Raw genomic sequence first — 12,950 nt, forward strand, 5'->3', positions numbered from 1 at the left:
TAATTATTAAATAAATAATAGCTAGGCTATAAAAAGCACACGTTACGTTTAATGAGTAATTAGCGCTTCTGTTTGAGCTGCCTGAATGGCAGTTAAGGCGATTGTATACACAATATCATCAACTAATGCACCACGGCTTAAATCGTTTACAGGTTTACGCATACCTTGCAGCATAGGGCCAATACTTATCAAGTCGGCACTACGTTGTACTGCTTTATACGTGGTATTACCCGTATTTAAATCTGGGAATATAAATACGGTCGCTTTACCGGCTACAGGGCTGTTAGGTGCTTTTTTAAGTGCTACGTTTTCCATTATAGCGGCATCGTATTGTAGTGGGCCGTCGATAATTAGATCAGGACGTTTTTGTTTTGCAATTTTTGTGGCTTCACGTACTTTTTCAACATCGGCACCTGTACCAGAAGTGCCCGTGCTGTAGCTGATCATGGCAACACGCGGCTCTATGCCAAATGCAGCTGCAGAGTCGGCAGATTGAATCGCTATGTCTGCAAGTTGTTCAGCATTAGGGTCTGGGTTAATCGCACAGTCACCGTAAACTAACACTTGGTCAGGCAGTAGCATAAAAAATACAGATGATACTAGTGATGACCCTGGTGCTGTTTTAATCAATTGCAGTGGTGGGCGAATTGTATTTGCCGTAGTGTTTACTGCACCCGATACTAAACCGTCTACTTTACCTTGCTCAAGCATCATTGTACCCAGTACGACGTTATCTTGTAGTTGCTCTTGTGCTACTACGGCAGTTAGGCCTTTGCTTTTACGAATTTCGACCATAGGCGCAATATAATCATTAATAATGCTTTGAGGCTCGATAATACTTACATGTTCGTTTAGCTCAATACCTTGCTGCTGTGCAATACGCATTATTTCTTCGCGATCGCCTAGTAATATAGTTTTAGCAATTCCGCGTTGACCACAAATAGCAGCCGCTTTAATTGTACGAGGTTCATTACCTTCTGGTAGAACCACGGTTTTACCTGCTTTACGCGCTTTAGTGGTAAGTAAGTAACGAAATGCGGGTGGTGATAACTTACGAGTTTTACCCACACTTTTAGCTAGAGTATCTAGCCAGCTTGAATTGATATGCTCTGCGTTGTGATCTTTTACTTTTTCGATACGTTGGTCATCATCATTTGGTACTTCCATATTAAAGTTATGCAGTAGTAATGATGTACGCCACGTGTCTGCATCGGTTGCGAGTATTGGTAAGCCGGTTTGCATGGCTTGCTCACACAAGGCCATAATACGTGGCTCTGGCTCAAAACCACCGGTGAGTAATATAGCGCCAAGTTTAGTGCCGTTCATAGCAGATAAGCACGCAGCAACAAGTATGTCAGAGCGATCGCCCGGTGTTACTAATAAAGCGCCTGGCGTAAAATAATTTAAAATATTTGAAACCGTACGAGCACAAAAAGTAATACGGCGCAGACGACGATGAAGCATATCGCCTTCGTTAATAATCGTGGCTTTTAAGTATGCGCTTAAGTCTTTTACGCGCGGCGCTACTAAGTCAAAATCCCACGGGATTGCACCAAGTAACATAAACGGATTTTTTTTAAAAATAGGTAGGGATGCTAAACGATTTAACTCGTTTTCAAGCTCTTCAGGTTTATAGGCATCGACTAAATCGGCGCGTGCACGACCTTCTTCATCAAGTGGCGCATTTACTTTATTAAAAATACAGCCCAGTACGCGAGGGTGATCGATACCACCATAGTTACCTGCTGCAATTTCAAGGCGGTCTTCTATTTGAGTAATGGTGTAATTACCTGGGGTAAGTACAAATACAATTTCGGCGCCGAGTGTTTGCGCAATTTCGCGGTTTACACGCCCAGCATAAGGTTGACGACGAGTAGGTACCATACCTTCAATAATAGCGACTTCGTCGTCGTTTATTTTACTTTCAAAGCGTTCAACAATTTCCTCTAGTAGGTCATCACCTTTACCGTCGCCAATCATTTGCTCAGCATAATCAAGTGCAAAAGGCATTGGTGGGTTAATAGGTGAGCCTTGAGTGACTATTTGCGTTGATTTTTCAGGGCCTGTTTCACCTGAACGTGGCTGAGCTATTGGTTTAAAAAAGTTAACTTTAACTGTTTTTTGTTCAAGTGCACGCACTAAACCAACTGATACCGACGTTAAACCCACACCGGTAGAAACAGGAATTAACATAATACGACGTGCCATATTAAAGCTCCTTTACAATATTTGCAGCATCAAGGGCAATAACCCATTCTTCATTAGTTGGCATTACTACTGCTTTGACGTGTGAATTTTTACAGCTAATAACGCCTTCTTGACCAAAGCGCGCATTGAGGTTGGCTTGCGGATTACAATTAATGCCTAAAAAGGCAAGTTGTGTAATTACTTTTTCACGAATAATATCTGAGTTTTCACCAATACCACCAGTAAATATAACAGCATCAAGGCGCTGTAATGGCACCATATACGCCGCGATTTGTTTTGAAAGTCGGTAGCAAAACATTTCAATTGCGAGTATCGCTTTTTTATTCCCGGCCAAAGCGGCTTCTTCAATGGTACGGCAATCGTTAGAAAGCTCGCTAATACCTAACAAGCCACTTTTTTGATTTAGTAGGTTATCAATTTGCTGGGCTGTGTAATCAAGTTGAGTGGTTAAAAAGTTAAATAAACCAGGGTCAATATCGCCGCTACGTGTGCCCATTATCAGCCCCTCTAGAGGCGTTAGTCCCATGCTGGTATCAACACTCTTACCATTTTTAATAGCGCATACAGAACAGCCGTTACCTAAGTGGGCACTAATAAAATTGCTTTGCTCGATAGGTTGCTTTAGCAGCTTTGCTGTTTGCCCTGCAACATAAAAATGACTTGTGCCGTGAAAACCATAACGCCTAACACCAAACTCGGTGTACAACTTATATGGAAGAGCGTAAAGAAAGGCAACTTCATTCATAGTTTGGTGGAATGCAGTATCAAACACCGCGACTTGTGGCAAACCTTCAAACGATGCCTGCGCCGATGAAATACCTAGTAAATTAGCGTGCCCATGAAGCGGCGCAAGCGTTGCAGACTGTGTAATGCCTGCAATTACTTTTTCGTCAATCAATACCGATTGCGTAAAGTGCTCGCCGCCATGTACAACACGATGGCCCACTGCGATAAGTTGCTCGTCTAAGTTGTGATCTTTTATTAAGCTTACAAGCGTATTTATAGCCTCAGCATGTGCTTGATTAGCCGCTAAGTCGATAACTGTTTTAGTACCATTAAATTTGTATTTAATAGAGGGCGATTTGTCGCCTAAGCGTTCAGCAAGACCTGAAATGATTTCGTGACCATCGTTCGCATCAATAATGGCAAACTTTAAGCTAGAGCTACCACAATTTAAAACTAAAACGTGTTGTGATTCAGGAGGGGTTGTTGGCATAGATTCAATTTCCATAAACAAATTTAGTAAGTAAACGTTAATACGTAATCGTTACACTTACGGTATTAAATAAAGCTAAAACAATTGAATGTTCAATTGCAAAGTGGTTAACGCAATGTTAATTACTTTACCTTAATTAAGATGTTTAAGTTAGGATTGTTCGCCATTAAAAGGTAAATTTAAGCTGTTTTACTGAGAAAGTGTAACTCTTTCATTTTGTGTTACACTTTGAGTATAGCTCGTTTTTCCATTGTATTTAAAAGCAGTATCTGTGAGGAGTCATGATGCAAAAAAGTGTGATGTCACAATTACAAACTGGCCGTTTGTATGGTAAAAAATGGCCAATGCGCAAAGAGCTTGCGCCTTTGTTTTTAGAGTTTAGAGTAATTAGAGCGACTGAGCTTGCCATTACAGTAATGCCAATCTTAGCCATGCTAACATTGTTTTTTCAGCTAAATTACTTGGGTTCTGATTTTTTACCGCAAGCCATTGCAAGTGCATTATTTTTTATATCTTTACCATTACAAGGCCTATTTTGGTTGGGTAAGCGGGCGCAAACGCCTTTAGAGCCTGCGATGCAAAAATGGTATAACGAGCTGTACACTAAAATGGCAGCTAATGGATATCAAACGCAGTTAAGTGAAAACAAGCCCCGTTATATGGAGCTTGCCAATTTACTTAAAGATATGTTTGATAAAATGGACAGGGCGTTTACTAAAGAGCAGTTTTAGAGAGTTACATCATTATCTATTTTGGTAAACTGAGTAATATAAAATGATAAGGTGACAGTGTGTTCACCTTTTTCTTCGAGTGCTGTCCAGTGCTCGGGTCTAAATTTCCATGCAAATGGCGTCATCATTATTAAGTTTTTAATATCAGTAAAGCTAAGCGCTACATGCTCTGTTAAAAGGATCTGCTCTGATTTTTGAAACCCTTTTGGAGTGGCTATTTCAGTATGTTCGTTTACTTCTGAATATATATACGATTTTAGCTCTTTTAAATGACAAGGTCCTGGGCTTGCAACCACTAATGTTGCGTTTTGATTTGCTAGGCGTTCAAGCTCTTGCTCAAATAAAGGTGCAAATACGCTAACAAGTACATCAGCAAATTGGCTTTTAAAGGGGGCTTGGCTGATTGATGCCACACTAAAATGGCAATTAGGGTAGCGCTTTGCTGCATATTTAACCGCTGATTTTGAAATGTCGACACCGTATACAACAGCATTTGTTTTATTCGCGATTGCTTGGGTATAAAACCCTTCACCGCATCCTAAATCAATAATAGTATTCGCACTTATTCGACCGACTAAATCGCTAAGATTTTGTTGTAAAAAGCGGTAGTATCCACGCTCTAAAAATGCACGTCTGGCTTGTACCATTTCAAGTGAATCACCCGGTTGTTTTGAATTTTTCTGTTGCACAGGCAATAAATTAACATAGCCTTCTTTAGCAAAATCAAAGCTGTGGTTGTTAGCACAACGAAGTGTTGAATCAGTTTTCAAAAGTGCTAGGTTACAAAGCGGGCATTGATATTCAAGACTCATGAGCCTAGGTAGTCCTTATCGTAAAAAGTTTTTACCCAATGCGGGCGATAGGTGATCATAATTGTTATAGCCATGCCGTTGAGCATTGCTTCAGGAAACCAAATTATGGCACTTAAATAAACGTAGTTATCTGCAAGTTCTTGCCAATTGTATTGCCCTATAGCTAAGTAAAATAAAGCACCTAGGCCTATTTTTATACAGGCTATAAATCCTGCGGTTATAAACGCACAAACAAATATATAAACAAAAAAATGACGAGGTAAATATTGGTAACTAATTATAAAGCCAAGATAGCTCAATAAAATAGGAATAAACGCACCAATAAGCAGTTGTACTGGTAACAGCTCAAGTTCAATTTGACCAAAGGCAGCGAGTAGGGCTGTGGCAAGTAGGCTACTTAAAATAGTCAACCGCCAGCCTAAAATTAATGTAGCAGCCGTAACACCTAGGATGTGTAAATCAAGGCCAGTTAAAATGCCAGCCTTTATTCGCCAAAGCACTGCAAACACTAACGCACACGCAAGTACGCCAGTTTGACGGACTGGCGTATTAAGCAATGTTTTATATGTTTTTTTATCAAAGCTTAATAGAACAATAATAATTACAAGAGCCCAAAGTAGCCCCTGCATTGTTAGGCTGAGCATAATAATTACTTAAATGTTGACCATATAGGGGCATGATCTGACGGTTTTTCAATACCGCGAAGTTCGTAATCAATACCTGTATCTATGCAGCGTGCTGCAAGCTCATTGGTTGCAAGCACTACATCTATACGAAGTCCTCGATTATCTACAAACCCTTTAGAGCGATAGTCAAACCATGAGTATTGATCGTCTGTTTCGGGGTTTTGCTCTCTAAAGGTGTCTTTAAAACCCCAATTGAGTAATGTTGCAAGCCATTCACGCTCTACCGGTTGGAAAGAACATTTACCCGTTTTTAACCAACGTTTAGCATTTACTTCGCCAATACCAATATCTAAATCGGTAGGTGATATGTTGATATCACCCATAACGATAACGTCTTGATCGGGTGTGTGATTGGTTTCAAGGTGTATCATTAAATCTTTATAAAATTGACGTTTATAAGGGAATTTAGTTTCGTGATTAATATTATCACCTTGTGGGAAATAGCCATTCATGACAGTAAGGTCGCGACCGTTTTCTTGTTCAACAGTGACGCTTATCATGCGTTTTTGCGATTCATCTGTATCGGTGTCAAAACCTTTTAAGACCGATTTAGGCTCTTTTTTGCATAACATAGCTACGCCATAATGCGCTTTTTGACCATGAAAGTAGACGTGATATCCCATTTTTTGTACATCTTCTAATGGGAATGCTTCGTCGTGAACTTTAATCTCTTGCAAGCCAATAACGTCTGGTTGATGTTTGTCGATAATTGCTTGTAATTGGTGAAGACGAGCACGCAGACCATTGATATTGAAAGAAATCACTTTCATAAAATTTACCTTAAAATTGGTTCTATTTAATAGATTAAATTGTATCAGTAAATACGCGTACATAACATGACTGAATTGAGATAATAGCTGCGCAAATGTTGATCAAATGATGGGTAAAGTTTAAACATTGTGAATACAATATTAATTATTTAAATAAATAAAAAATTCAATTGAACTTAACTTTATTGAATATATAATGCGCGAAATTCACTTGTTTAGCTCGTTCAAATAGGAACTCTCATGAAAACTCAACTACTTTTAGCCACTGCTTTACTAGCATCTGCAACTGCGTCAGCTCAAAGCAATACTTACTTTAGCCAAGATAACAAAATTGAGTCTAAGTTATGTGTACTAAGTGCAAACGAAGGCTTTAGCGTTGCTCGTAAAGAAGCTGCCCAGCACGGTGTTTACCTATCTCGTTTTTCTAAAAGCATTTTATGTAATGGTGAAGATATTCGTGATATTGCTAAAAAAACGACCTTAAGCAACGCATCAGTTGAGAAAGTAGAAGTATTTGCAAAAGACGCTCAACAAGAAACTCAATTATGTATGACGGCTTTAAAACAAGGTTTAGCACCTGTTCGTCAAAAAATTGGTAACCTAAACTCATTAAAATGTAATGGTCAAAACGTTACTGAGTTTGTTAAGCGCTACCAAAACGCAGCAATCTAATTATTAGCTTAACTATATAAGTAAATTTGAAATGCCTGGTTTCTACCGGGTATTTTTTTGCAAAAATTACAAGGTTGTTTGCAAAGCTTGCAAGCTTAACTTATTGAAACTGTTTAATAAATATACCGGTCGAGATTAAGTTATTGATTATTATAAGTTAACTATTATTGGCATTGGATTTGTATTAGTTAAAGTGACATTTAATTAATTACGAAGGATACGTCTTATGAAAAAGTTAACATTAGCAGCCACTATTTTAGCATCATTAAGCCTAGCGGCTTGTTCATCTAATCAAGGTCTTGAAAGAATAGACAGTGACTTTGCAAGTTTAGATAATGATAGCGATGGCTACATCTCAAAAGTTGAAGCTGATGACGATAGCATTTGGGGCCATTTTTCAAATATTGATACCAATATGGATAACGAAATTAGCCGCAAAGAATTTAACACTTATATGAAGCTTAATAATGGCAAAGTAGCCACTGATTCTGAAGTAAGTGAGTCGGCATTTAAAGCTGAAATTGCTAAATTCGATAAAATTGAAAGCAGCTTTGCAAGTCTAGATAACGACAGCAATGGCTATATCTCGGTAGTTGAAGGTAACGATGATGATATTTCAAATCATTTTGGTTACATGGATAAAAACCAAGATAAGCGCATCAGTAAAAGCGAGTTTATGGGTTACATTAAAAAATACGGTAACGCAGTAGCTGAAGATGATGCATTAGAAGCTTTTAAAAGTAACTAATAGTTACCATTTTAATAAGTAAGATTAAAGCCAGTGCTAGTCACTGGCTTTTTTGTGTTTTAAATTTAGTTATTTGATAGATATATTTTCCTAGTTTGGTGTTGTTCTGTCATAATAGATGGCTGTGTATTTTTATTTGTTAAGAGTGTGTATGGCGGGTCGGCGAATTAGTGATGAACAACTAGTTGAGATCATTGAAGCAGCTATTTTTGTTGCAGATAAGCCTGTTAGTAAACGCCACCTCAAAGACATCGTATTAATAGATTTAGCTATTTCTATGACGCGAATAAATGACGCAATAGATACAATACAAGAGCATTTTCAAACTCGTGGTATTCGCTTAGTTGAAGTGGGTAGTGGGTATCGGTTTCAGGCATGCAGTAGTTTAAGCCCTTGGTTAAATAACTTGTGGCAAGAACGCGCACCAAAATACTCGCGTGCTTTACTGGAAACATTATCACTTATTGCATACAGGCAGCCCATTACACGCGGCGAAATTGAGCAAGTAAGAGGTGTTACTACGGGTTCGAATATTATTAAAACCTTACTCGAAAGAGAGTGGGTTAAAGTGGTAGGGCATAAAGAGGTTCCGGGAAAGCCGGCTTTATATGCAACTACTAAGCAATTTTTAGATTATTTTTCGTTAACTGGACTTGAAAATTTACCTGCGTTGCCAACAGAGCAGCAAAGTAAAATTAACCAGTTATTGAGCGATCCTTCTGTGAGAGAACCATCCGAATGAGTATTATACAAGGTGAAAAGTTACAAAAAGTCTTAGCCCGTGCAGGCGTAGGCTCACGCCGTGAAATGGAAAAATACATTGACGCAAACCGCGTTAGTGTAAACGGTAAAGTGGCAAAGTTAGGTGACCGTGTTGAAGAAACCGATTTGATTCGTGTTGACGGACACAGTGTAAAAATCGAAGAAAAAGCAGACCGAATCTGTCGTGTGATTATGTATAACAAACCAGAAGGTGAGTTAAGCACACGTAAAGATCCTGAAGGGCGTCGTACTGTATTTGACCGACTTCCTCGTATTGATGGCGATCGCTGGATTGCGGTTGGTCGATTAGACGTTAATACATCGGGTTTAATGCTTTTTACAAACGATGGTGAACTGGCAAACCGTTTAATGCACCCAAGCTATGAAGTAGAGCGTGAATACTCTGCACGTGTATTTGGTGAAGTAACCAACGAGACGGTTAAAAACTTACTACGTGGTGTTGAACTTGAAGATGGTCCAGCCAAATTCACGACTGTAACCCCTATGGGTGGCGAAGGCGTTAACCGTTGGTTTAACGTAACGTTAAATGAAGGGCGTAACCGTGAAGTTCGTCGTTTATGGCAGTCTCAAGATGCGGAAGTATCTCGTCTTATTCGTATTCGTTACGGTAAATTAGAGCTTGATAAGCGCGTGCCACAAGGTGGTTGGATGGAGTATGATTTAGAAACAGTAAACTACTTGCGTAAAACCGTTAAATTAGGCCGCGAAACACAAACTAAGCTTTCTGTTATGCCTGAAAAACGCAAAGATAAACGCGCCAAAATCAACCAAATTCGTAAAGCAGTTAAAAAACACAATCAGCGTGTTAAGCCGACTAAACGTAAATAATCAATTAATTATTTATTGAACACAAAAAAGCCGCTAATTGCGGCTTTTTTAATGTGCTGTTTAAATTATTTAAACTCTAAATTACTTTTTTACTTGAGCATCTAACGATTCGCCATTCACTTCACTAGAATCGTCACTCATTAGATATAAATATGTAGGCATTAAATCCTCTGGTGTAGCAAGTGCGTCTCTATCTTCACCTGGATATGCAGCAGCTCGCATTGAAGTGCGAGTAGCGCCTGGGTTAATACAGTTTACACGAATATTCGTTTTACCTACTTCACATGCCCATGTTTGCATCATACCTTCTACTGCAAATTTTGAGATGGCATAAGGCCCCCAAAATTCACGACCTTTGCGGCCTACACCTGATGACGTAAATACTATCGATGCATTATCAGACTTACGAAGAACAGGAAAAAGTGCTTTAGTGATCATTGCTTGTGCAGTCACGTTTACTTTCATTATGTTTTCGAACGTAGATGAGCAAAAATGTTCAAGCGGACCGAGTGACCCTAAAATACCTGCATTATTAAGCAACCCGTCAAGGCGTCCAAACTGATATTCGATTGTTGCAGCAAGGTCACGGTAGTTTTGCTTCGTTGCGCCTTTTAAATCCATAGGGACTATTGCAGGTTTAGGGTAGCCAGCATTAACAATTTCATCGTAAACACATTCAAGTTTATTAGTTGTTTTTCCTAACAAGATAACTGTAGCGCCGAATTTTGCATACGTAATTGCTGCAACTCGGCCAATACCATCACCGGCGCCTGTTATTAAAATAACTTTATCTTTAAGTGCGTTTTCAGCTGCTTGATATGTGTGCATAAAAGTACCAATTCATATAATTTTTTTGATTTTAACATAGCGAAACGTGAAGTAATCGAATTTATTGTAAAATTAGGTGGCGAAAATAGAAACTTTACGTTAAGTTTAACTGGTCTAATGTCTCATTAATAACCTGATTACATTGTTTTAACTTAATACACTGATTAAACACACTATAAAAATAAAATACGTGCGGAGCCAACAATATGAAAAAAATGCTACTTTCACTCTCGGTTACAGCTGCTTTAGCAGGTTGTGGCGGTGGAGAAACGTTAACAGATGTCAAAAACGACACAGCACCAGTTATCCCAACAGCAACAGTTACATTTGATCCAGCAGCAGGTATCTTATCGGTACCTAATGATTTATTAATGAGTGGAACTCAAGACGGTACACTTAATATTCCTGGTGAATTAGATGACAACAATGTGTCTATTTCGCGCGCAGCTTATGCAAACCCTCAACTTGCACTAGGTGCACTTGATGGTTGGTCTTCGCAGGTTCCTTATAAAATCGATTTAACATTCCCACCAAATGTGAGTTTAGATGAAGCGTCTGCTGGGACCCCTGGTACAGTAAGAATTTTTGAAGTTGTAATGGGTGCAAGTTTAACTGATGCAGAATGTTCAGTTGTAGCTGCCGGTACTGCTTGTAAATTGGTCGGTGAGCTTACTTTTGGTGTTGACTTTGTTACTCAAGCTTCAGGTGATGGCGTTGCAATTATTCCTTTAAAACCATTTACCGCAGGTAGCTCATACATCAATGTATTAACTACTGGTCTTAAAGATTCATTAGGGCGCTCTATTGAGCCTTCTTCTACTTATGGGCTGGTTAAACAAGAAGCGCCATTAATTACAGAAGCTCAACTTGGTTTGCAGGGTGCTGTTAACAGTTACGAAAATGTAGTTGTAAGTTCAGGAGATATCGCAAAAGAAGATATTATTTTTTCTAGTGCGATGACTATTCAATCAGCAGGCCCTGTACTTGGGACAATTAAAAAGTTACTAGCTGCAAGCTTGCAACAGCCTGCGTTACCAACTCCTGCGCTTCAAGTTCCTGAACAGCCTATGGTAAATGTACAACAAGTATTTGCTTCTCAGGGTGTAGAAGTCTCTGCTGCTTTCTCTGGTGTGCAATATCAAAAAGGTAGCATTATGTTACCGATGTATTTAGGTACGCCAACGGGTACTGATATTAGTGATTTAAGTGATACATATTGGCAAGGTATGTGTGATAACGCGGTGGCAATAATTGGTTATAAGGCCGTTGCAGGCGATGCATTTCCGACAAATCCTATTAGTGAAAATGATGGTTTATGTTCTGCATTAAGTGACGGACAATTACGTGACTTAGGACTAGACAGCACACGTCATTTAACAAAATACAACTCAATTCCAAAAGTACAAAGCATGGCAAATGTGCCAGTGCAAGTTACTAAACCTATTTTACCGATAATTAATGGTGTCCGTGCACAGTTACAATTAGATCCTATCGCAATGCCTGAAGGTGGATGGCCTGTTGTGATTATGCAGCACGGTATTACAACACAAAAAGAAAGTATGCTTGCTTTAACTGCGCAGCTTTCTATTCAAGGCTTTGCAACGGTTGCTATTGACCATCCAAGACATGGTGAGCGCGGAATAGATGTTGATGGTGATGGAACAGACGACTTTAATGCAACAACGGGTTCTGTGCTTAGTTACATGAACTTAAGTTCATTACTTGTTGCACGTGATAGCTTACGCCAATCGGCTGCTGATTTATTAGGCCTTCGTTTAGGCTTAAACTTTATTAACGATACAACTATTAATAGTAAAGACGTTACCTACATTGGGCATTCGCTAGGTTCTATTGTTGCTCCAGCATTTATTGCTCAAGCTAATACGCCAATGGCAGAAACGCTTGATCCGCTATTTAATGTAAACACGGTAGCGCTTGCAAGTGGTGGTGGCGGTATAGCAAGCTTCTTACTTGAATCTGCTGCGTTTGGTCCATTTATTCAAGGTTCAGTACTTTCACAAGCGGGTACAACAGAAGCTGATGAATTTACTGCATATTTACAAGGAGATGCAGTTTCTAACTGTGGCTCATTAATACCAGACATGGAAGCTTACTTGACGTGTGGCTACAACGAATATATTGCATCACTTACCACTGCGGGTGAAACGACTAAACTTACTAACATTCAAGGTGTATTTACACAGTTTGCTTTTGCGGCGCAAACAGCGCTAGATAGTGGCGACCCAACTAACTACGCAGCCACTGTGAAAGCATTAGGTACTCCTGTTTATACTAATGTTGTTGTGGGTGATGGTGTTGATAACAAGCCTGACCAAGTGATACCACCAATGGCAGCTAATAATCCTATTTCTGGCACAATTCCATTAGCTAACTTGATGGGTCTTGAGACAGTAAGTTCTTCGCAAGCATTGAGTGAAACACCAGCAAGCTACTTAGTTAAATTTACTAAAGGGCATCATGGTTCTATATTAACACCAGCTCAAGATGCTGCACAGGCTGCAACTGTTGAAGGCAGTGCTGCCGCTAATGCAGAAATGCAGTTGCAAGTAGCTACTTACTTAGCTGCTCGCGGACGGATGTTATTAGTCTCCAACCCTGAGGTTGTGACTGATTAATAACCAGTAAAATAATTAACCTTTAAAAGCCA

The 12,950-nt window shown here is 39.3% G+C and carries 12 protein-coding genes; 6 read left to right on the forward strand and 6 right to left on the reverse strand.

Features of this window, described 5'->3' with window-relative positions; translation table 11 throughout:
* Nucleotides 1-48: 48 nt before the first annotated feature.
* Together pta and GQR38_RS01125 are read right to left on the reverse strand one after the other, a co-directional pair.
* Nucleotides 49-2,208 carry a phosphate acetyltransferase gene (pta, locus tag GQR38_RS01120; RefSeq protein WP_165721502.1) on the reverse strand — a complete coding sequence of 720 codons (2,160 nt, stop codon included), beginning with the start codon at nucleotides 2,206-2,208 and terminating at the stop codon, nucleotides 49-51.
* Nucleotide 2,209: 1 nt separating this feature from the next.
* Entirely contained in the window at nucleotides 2,210-3,424 is a 1,215-nt protein-coding gene (locus GQR38_RS01125; protein ID WP_165721503.1) for an acetate kinase, read from the reverse strand.
* A gap of 284 nt (nucleotides 3,425-3,708) precedes the next feature.
* Here GQR38_RS01125 and yfbV point away from each other — a divergent pair, with 284 nt between their 5' ends.
* Complete coding sequence (yfbV, locus tag GQR38_RS01130; RefSeq protein WP_007582569.1) at nucleotides 3,709-4,155, forward strand: terminus macrodomain insulation protein YfbV; 447 nt, start codon at nucleotides 3,709-3,711, stop codon at nucleotides 4,153-4,155.
* Here yfbV and GQR38_RS01135 read toward each other — a convergent pair.
* The 3 genes from GQR38_RS01135 to xthA are packed head-to-tail and all read right to left on the reverse strand — an operon-like array spanning nucleotide 4,152 to nucleotide 6,423.
* Nucleotides 4,152-4,967 carry a putative RNA methyltransferase gene (locus GQR38_RS01135; RefSeq protein ID WP_165721504.1) on the reverse strand — a complete coding sequence of 272 codons (816 nt, stop codon included), beginning with the start codon at nucleotides 4,965-4,967 and terminating at the stop codon, nucleotides 4,152-4,154. The genes yfbV and GQR38_RS01135 overlap by 4 nt on opposite strands.
* Nucleotides 4,964-5,611, reverse strand: a complete 648-nt coding sequence (locus tag GQR38_RS01140) for an energy-coupling factor ABC transporter permease (protein WP_165721505.1) — start codon at nucleotides 5,609-5,611, stop codon at nucleotides 4,964-4,966. The genes GQR38_RS01135 and GQR38_RS01140 overlap by 4 nt, the downstream gene beginning before the upstream one ends.
* Nucleotides 5,612-5,616: 5 nt before the next feature.
* Nucleotides 5,617-6,423 carry an exodeoxyribonuclease III gene (gene xthA, locus GQR38_RS01145; protein WP_165721506.1) on the reverse strand — a complete coding sequence of 269 codons (807 nt, stop codon included), beginning with the start codon at nucleotides 6,421-6,423 and terminating at the stop codon, nucleotides 5,617-5,619.
* Nucleotides 6,424-6,663: 240 nt separating this feature from the next.
* Here xthA and GQR38_RS01150 point away from each other — a divergent pair, with 240 nt between their 5' ends.
* The 4 genes from GQR38_RS01150 to rluB all read left to right on the forward strand — a co-directional run bounded on the left by GQR38_RS01150 (nucleotide 6,664) and on the right by rluB (nucleotide 9,454).
* Nucleotides 6,664-7,095, forward strand: coding sequence for a hypothetical protein (locus GQR38_RS01150; RefSeq protein WP_007582577.1), 432 nt, complete (start codon nucleotides 6,664-6,666; stop codon nucleotides 7,093-7,095).
* A 226-nt stretch (nucleotides 7,096-7,321) separates the two neighbouring features.
* On the forward strand, nucleotides 7,322-7,843 hold the full coding sequence (locus tag GQR38_RS01155) for an EF-hand domain-containing protein (RefSeq protein ID WP_165721507.1): 522 nt from the start codon (nucleotides 7,322-7,324) through the stop codon (nucleotides 7,841-7,843).
* Between the two features lie 151 nt (nucleotides 7,844-7,994).
* Entirely contained in the window at nucleotides 7,995-8,585 is a 591-nt protein-coding gene (scpB, locus tag GQR38_RS01160; protein ID WP_024592539.1) for an SMC-Scp complex subunit ScpB, read from the forward strand.
* The gene (rluB, locus tag GQR38_RS01165; protein WP_007582584.1) at nucleotides 8,582-9,454 is read left to right on the forward strand and encodes a 23S rRNA pseudouridine(2605) synthase RluB; all 873 of its coding nucleotides are present in this window, start codon (nucleotides 8,582-8,584) and stop codon (nucleotides 9,452-9,454) included. Before scpB ends, rluB begins: the two co-directional genes overlap by 4 nt.
* Before the next feature lie 81 nt (nucleotides 9,455-9,535).
* Here rluB and GQR38_RS01170 read toward each other — a convergent pair whose 3' ends face one another.
* Nucleotides 9,536-10,282: a YciK family oxidoreductase gene (locus tag GQR38_RS01170; RefSeq protein ID WP_165721508.1), complete on the reverse strand. Its 747-nt coding sequence runs from the start codon at nucleotides 10,280-10,282 to the stop codon at nucleotides 9,536-9,538.
* Between the two features lie 206 nt (nucleotides 10,283-10,488).
* Between GQR38_RS01170 and GQR38_RS01175 the strand changes: the two genes are divergently transcribed.
* Nucleotides 10,489-12,918, forward strand: coding sequence for a VolA/Pla-1 family phospholipase (locus GQR38_RS01175; RefSeq protein WP_165721509.1), 2,430 nt, complete (start codon nucleotides 10,489-10,491; stop codon nucleotides 12,916-12,918).
* Nucleotides 12,919-12,950 lie beyond the last annotated feature (32 nt).

Origin of the sequence: Pseudoalteromonas sp. c7(2019) (genome assembly GCF_011378625.1) — a bacterium.
Classification (GTDB): domain Bacteria; phylum Pseudomonadota; class Gammaproteobacteria; order Enterobacterales; family Alteromonadaceae; genus Pseudoalteromonas; species Pseudoalteromonas arctica.

Bases quoted from the DNA above. Each gene is read 5' to 3' on its own strand.
- GQR38_RS01170 (WP_165721508.1), bottom strand. From the start codon at position 10,282: ATGCACACATATCAAGCAGCTGAAAACGCACTTAAAGATAAAGTTATT.
- pta (WP_165721502.1), bottom strand. From the start codon at position 2,208: ATGGCACGTCGTATTATGTTAATTCCTGTTTCTACCGGTGTGGGTTTA.
- xthA (WP_165721506.1), bottom strand. From the start codon at position 6,423: ATGAAAGTGATTTCTTTCAATATCAATGGTCTGCGTGCTCGTCTTCAC.
- rluB (WP_007582584.1), top strand. From the start codon at position 8,582: ATGAGTATTATACAAGGTGAAAAGTTACAAAAAGTCTTAGCCCGTGCA.
- GQR38_RS01155 (WP_165721507.1), top strand. From the start codon at position 7,322: ATGAAAAAGTTAACATTAGCAGCCACTATTTTAGCATCATTAAGCCTA.
- scpB (WP_024592539.1), top strand. From the start codon at position 7,995: ATGGCGGGTCGGCGAATTAGTGATGAACAACTAGTTGAGATCATTGAA.
- GQR38_RS01150 (WP_007582577.1), top strand. From the start codon at position 6,664: ATGAAAACTCAACTACTTTTAGCCACTGCTTTACTAGCATCTGCAACT.
- GQR38_RS01135 (WP_165721504.1), bottom strand. From the start codon at position 4,967: ATGAGTCTTGAATATCAATGCCCGCTTTGTAACCTAGCACTTTTGAAA.
- GQR38_RS01140 (WP_165721505.1), bottom strand. From the start codon at position 5,611: ATGCTCAGCCTAACAATGCAGGGGCTACTTTGGGCTCTTGTAATTATT.
- GQR38_RS01125 (WP_165721503.1), bottom strand. From the start codon at position 3,424: ATGCCAACAACCCCTCCTGAATCACAACACGTTTTAGTTTTAAATTGT.
- GQR38_RS01175 (WP_165721509.1), top strand. From the start codon at position 10,489: ATGAAAAAAATGCTACTTTCACTCTCGGTTACAGCTGCTTTAGCAGGT.
- yfbV (WP_007582569.1), top strand. From the start codon at position 3,709: ATGCAAAAAAGTGTGATGTCACAATTACAAACTGGCCGTTTGTATGGT.